This is a genomic window from Sphingomonas bacterium, from assembly GCF_028289855.1.
Taxonomy (GTDB): Bacteria; Pseudomonadota; Alphaproteobacteria; order Sphingomonadales; family Sphingomonadaceae; genus Sphingomonas.
Genome location: NZ_JAQGKZ010000111.1, coordinates 1 through 4,764, shown reverse-complemented (window position 1 = coordinate 4,764; position 4,764 = coordinate 1). Strand labels below are relative to the sequence as shown.

General features: G+C 65.6%; 5 protein-coding genes. 3 read left to right on the top strand and 2 right to left on the bottom strand.

Going from position 1 to position 4,764, the window contains the following annotated elements; genetic code table 11:
- Window positions 1-1,798, bottom strand: a 1,798-nt coding sequence (locus JWM94_RS13105) for an AAA family ATPase (RefSeq protein WP_299427726.1), incomplete at its 3' end; no start/stop codon positions are given.
- Between the two features lie 324 nt (window positions 1,799-2,122).
- On the opposite strand from JWM94_RS13105, the gene JWM94_RS13100 reads away from it, so the two are divergent.
- Complete coding sequence (locus JWM94_RS13100) at window positions 2,123-3,013, top strand: LysR substrate-binding domain-containing protein (protein ID WP_299427724.1); 891 nt, start codon at window positions 2,123-2,125, stop codon at window positions 3,011-3,013.
- Window positions 3,014-3,085: 72 nt separating this feature from the next.
- Window positions 3,086-3,253: a Flp family type IVb pilin gene (locus tag JWM94_RS13095; protein ID WP_299427722.1), complete on the top strand. Its 168-nt coding sequence runs from the start codon at window positions 3,086-3,088 to the stop codon at window positions 3,251-3,253.
- 200 nt (window positions 3,254-3,453) lie between these two features.
- Here the strand turns inward: JWM94_RS13095 and JWM94_RS13090 are convergent, their stop codons facing one another.
- Entirely contained in the window at window positions 3,454-3,909 is a 456-nt protein-coding gene (locus JWM94_RS13090; RefSeq protein WP_299427719.1) for a peptidylprolyl isomerase, read from the bottom strand.
- Between the two features lie 126 nt (window positions 3,910-4,035).
- Between JWM94_RS13090 and JWM94_RS13085 the strand changes: the two genes are divergently transcribed.
- Window positions 4,036-4,764 (top strand): magnesium transporter (locus JWM94_RS13085; protein WP_367185893.1); only part of this gene is annotated, 729 nt, incomplete at its 3' end.

The following is a 4,764-nucleotide window of genomic DNA, read 5'->3' as shown; positions in this document are numbered from 1 at the left end:
GCTCGGTGACCTGCGGCTCGCCCAGCCCGCCGCCGCGTGCCGGCACCAGCGAATCGAGCTCATCGAAGAAGATCACGGTCGGCGCGACCTGGCGGGCCCGGGAAAACAGCCGGGCGATCTGCTGCTCGCTCTCGCCGTACCATTTGCTGAGCAGGTCGGATGATTTGGTCGAGATGAAGTTCGCCTCGGCCTCGCGCGCCACTGCCTTGGCCAGCAAGGTCTTGCCGGTGCCGGGCGGGCCGTAGAGCAGGAAGCCCTTGGCCGGGCGGATGCCGAGGCGGCGGAACGCGTCGGGGTCCTTGAGCGGCAGTTCGACGCCTTCCTTGAGCCGCATCTGCGCGTCGTCGAGCCCGCCGACATCGTCCCAGCGGACGCGCGGCGCCTCGACCATGACTTCGCGCATCGCGCTCGGCTGGACGCGTTTGAGCGCGTCGAGGAAATCCTCGCGCGTCACCGCCAGCGTGTCGAGCACCTCGGGCGGGATCGTACGGTCTTCGAGGTTGAGGCGCGGCATGATCTTGCGCACCGCCTCGATCGCCGCCTCGCGCGCGAGCGCCGCCAGGTCGGCGCCGACGAAGCCGTACGTCGTGCGCGCCAGCTCATCCAGATCGACGCGGTCGCCGAGCGGCATGCCGCGGGTGTGGATGCCGAGGATTTCGCGCCGCCCGCGCTCGTCGGGGACGCCGACGACGATCTCGCGGTCGAACCGGCCGGGACGCCGCAGCGCTTCGTCGATCGCCTCGGGCCGGTTGGTCGCGGCGATCACGACCAGGTTTGCGCGTGCCTCCAGCCCATCCATCAAGGTCAGCAATTGCGCGACCAGCCGCTTCTCCGCCTCGCCGGTGACGTTGCCGCGTTTGGGCGCGATCGAATCGATTTCGTCGATGAACACGATCGACGGCGCGTTCTTGGCGGCTTCCTCGAACACCTGGCGCAGCTTGGACTCGGACTCGCCGTACGCCGACCCCATGATTTCGGGGCCGTTGATCAGGAAGAATTGCGCGTCGCTTTCGTTGGCGACCGCGCGCGCGAGCCGCGTCTTGCCGGTGCCGGGGGGGCCGTGGAGTAACACGCCCTTGGGTGGATCGACGCCGAGCCGCTGGAACAATTCGGGGTACCGCAGTGGCAATTCGACCATCTCGCGCAACTGGTCGATCGTCGGGCCCATTCCGCCGATATCGTCGTACGTCACGTCGGCGCGGCGCGCGTCCTTCACTTCCTCATATTCGGCGCGCAGCTCGATCTCGGTATTCTGGTCGATCAACACGATACCCTTGGGTACCGTCGCGATCACCGCGAGGCGGATTTCCTGCAGTGCATAGGCCGGCGCGCGAAGATATTGCGCAACGTTGGGCGGCATGCCCTCGGGATCGACGCGCTGCTGACCCGCGGTGGCGACCACGTCGCCCTGGCAGAGCGGACGCCCGAAAAAGGTGCGCTGGAGCGCGGCGGTCGATCCCTGCAACCGCAAATTCTGTTGCGCGGGGGCAAAGATCACGCGGGTCGCCGCCTTTACTTCGGCCTTGCGGATATCGACGAAGTCGCCCGACCCGACCCCGGCATTGGCGCGCTGCAAGCCGTCGATGCGGATCAGCTCTAACCCCTCGTCCTCGGGATAGGGCGCGACCGCCCGAGCTGGGGTGTTGGTCTTGCCGACGATCTCGATCACGTCGCCCTCGCCGATCCCGATCGCGGCCATCAGCGCGCGGGGAATGTGCGCCAGGCCACGCCCACTATCCTCGGGCCGCGCATTGGCGACTTGAAGCTTGCGGTGGGGCGCGTCGTCGCCGTCTGCCATACGAAATCCTGCTCGTCCGGGGAATCGGGAGCGCGTGAGATAGCGAGGCGGTTCCCGATGTGCGAGGGGCACGATATCAAGCGACCGGAATCAAGACAAAAAAAGGCCGGACCCAAGGGCCCGGCCGGAAAAGTTTTTAGGAGAGGATGCCTGAAAGGCTCCCCATATGTGCGGTGCAGCAGATTATTGTGCAAGTGCGAAATGAAACCGCTTGCATGCAACTTTCGCAATCGCCGGTGGATTTTATACGAGGGGAAATGGTAGCGTTGCCTCGGACGGTATGTGCCGCAACGCACAACGTCAGGATGACGTAGGGGAAAGAGGATGCGCCGGCTGCCGCCATTGACCGCGATCGAAGCGTTCGTTCAGGTCGCCCGCACCGGGTCGGTCAAGGCCGCGGCGCAGGAATTGGCGCTGTCCGCCCCCGCGCTCAGCCGCCGAATCCAGGCGCTGGAGCGCTTCATCGACAAACCGTTGTTCGAACGCCGGCACCAGGCGGTCGTGCTCAACGAGGATGGCGAGCGATTGCTGCAGCAGATCGCGCCGGTGCTCGACCGCCTGACCGACGCGGTCGAATTCATGACCAGCGGGACCGAAGTGTTGCGCTTGCGGCTCGGCGTGCTCCCGCTGTTCGCGTCGCAGCGGCTGTTCCCGCACCTTGCCGAACTGCGCGCAAAATATCCGCAGCTCCATCTCGACATCGACACCGCGGGGCACGCGATGGCGCGCGTCGGCGACGGGCTCGACGCGGCGATCGCGCTGACCCGCGAGCCGGACCCGAGCCTCTACGCCAGGCGGCTCGACAGCAATCAGGTCTATGTCATCGGCGCGCGATCGCTGGTCGAAGGGCCGGACCCGGTTACCCGGCCCGAGCAGCTCGCCGGGCTGACGGCGCTCATTCACCGCGACATGCCCGACACGTTCAGCGCGTGGCGCCACGCCGCCGGGCTCGACGAGCTCGATCCGCTGGCGATCGATCATTTCGATTCGGGCGCGCTGATGCTCGAGGCGGCGGCGCAGGGGCTCGGCGTCGCGTTCATGCACGCCAGCCATTTCGACGAGGCGCACGACCCGCGGCTGGTCAAATTGTTCGATATCGAAGTGGCGAGCCCGTACAGTTATTGGTTCGTGTGCCGCCCGCGCGCGATGCAGCAACGCGCGGTGAAGCTGTTCCATGACTGGCTGGTCGAGACGTTGGTCGAGGTTGGGACATAGTCCCTGCCGCATTAACCTTATTTCAAGCCGTCTGACCTAAGCATCCCGGGGAATATCTGGGGATGTTTCGAGATGACCAAGCTTTTCAAGCGGCTCCGCGATACCCGCGCTGCGACCGCGATCGAATATGGACTGATCGCAGCGTTGATTGCGGTCGCCGCGATCGCTGCCATGCAGGGGCTGGGCAACCGGCTCAAGACGACGTTTACGAACGTGTCGAGCAATATGAAGGCGAGCTGAGCGAAGCGAAGCCGGCTGGCGCGGCAACATCACGCGGACTTAGAATCTTCTTTCCTGGTCCTCTCCCGCCTTCGCGGGAGAGGGTTGGGTGAGGGTCTACTTTCTTCGTCCGCAATGAAGAAGAAAGAAGACCCTCACCGATTTCGGCAAGCCGCCAAGTCTCCGTAGCCTCTCCCGCGAAAGCTGGAGAGGAAAGTGGCTTACTCCGCGCGCGCCTTCAGAATCTTACCCGGCTCGCGCGGCGGCTCGCCCTTCGGGAGCGCGTCGATCAGGTCCATGCCGCTTTCGACCTGGCCCCACACGGTATACTGGCCGTCGAGGAAGCGCGCGTCGTCGAAGCAGATGAAGAACTGGCTGTTGGCCGAGTTCGGATCGTTGGTCCGCGCCATCGATGCGGTGCCGCGGACGTGCGGCTCCTTGGAGAACTCCTGCGGCAGGTCGGGCTTGTCCGATCCTTTCATCCCGGTCCCGGTCGGGTCGCCGCCCTGCGCCATGAAGCCGGGGTTGACGCGATGGAACACCACGCCGTCGTAAAAACCTTCGTTCGCCAGTTCGGCGATGCGCTCGACATGCTGCGGCGCGAGGTCGGAGCGCAGCGCGATGACGACATCGCCGCCATCGAGCGTCAGGGTCAGTTTTTCGGGGGCGTCGGCCATGAGAATGCTCCGTAACGTGATGAATTGGCGTGGCGATAGACGCGCCGTTCGGTGCTGGCAAACCCCGATGAAAGCGGCTAACGGCCCCCGATATGGATATCCCCGCGCCCGAACCAAGGTCAGACGATGAGCGAGACCGATCTGGCGCCCGCGGACGGCGCAACCGAACTCGATAACGTTGCCGATCAGCTGGATGAGGACGACCGGCTGAAGCCGGCGTTCGTCCGTGCCGTGCTCGACGCGGTCGAGGCCGGCGATTCCGACGCCGCGCGCGCGCTGGTCGAACCGCTCCACCCCGCCGATATCGCCGACCTGTTCGAGCTGACCCCGCACGAGGATCGCGGGCCGCTCGCCAAGGCGCTCGCCGACCTGCTCGACGCCGACGTGTTCGCCGAGATGAACGATTATGTCCGCGAGGATCTGATCGACGCGCTCGAGCCGCAACAGGTCGCCGACATCGCCTCCGAGCTCGACACCGACGATGCGGTCGCAATCATCGAGGACCTCGACGCCGATGAGCAGCGCGAAGTGCTGCGCGCGATGGAGCCCGACGATCGCGCGGCGATCGAGGAAGCGCTGAGCTATCCCGAGGAATCCGCCGGCCGCCTGATGCAGCGCGAGCTGATCGCGGTGCCCGAACATTGGACCGTCGGCGACGCGATCGATTATTTGCGCGGGCACGAGGAACTGACCACCGATTTCTGGGAAATCTTCGTGGTCGACCCGGCGCACAAGCCGGTCGGGACATGCCAATTGTCGTGGATCCTGCGCACCCCGCGCGGAATCGCGATGGCCGACGTGATGAAGCGCGAACAGACGCTGATCCCGGTCGACATGGACCAGGAAGAGGTCGCG

Coding starts and splice junctions, on each gene's coding strand:
- JWM94_RS13090 (WP_299427719.1), bottom strand. CDS start 3,909: ATGGCCGACGCCCCCGAAAAACTGACCCTGACGCTCGATGGCGGCGAT.
- JWM94_RS13095 (WP_299427722.1), top strand. CDS start 3,086: ATGACCAAGCTTTTCAAGCGGCTCCGCGATACCCGCGCTGCGACCGCG.
- JWM94_RS13100 (WP_299427724.1), top strand. CDS start 2,123: ATGCGCCGGCTGCCGCCATTGACCGCGATCGAAGCGTTCGTTCAGGTC.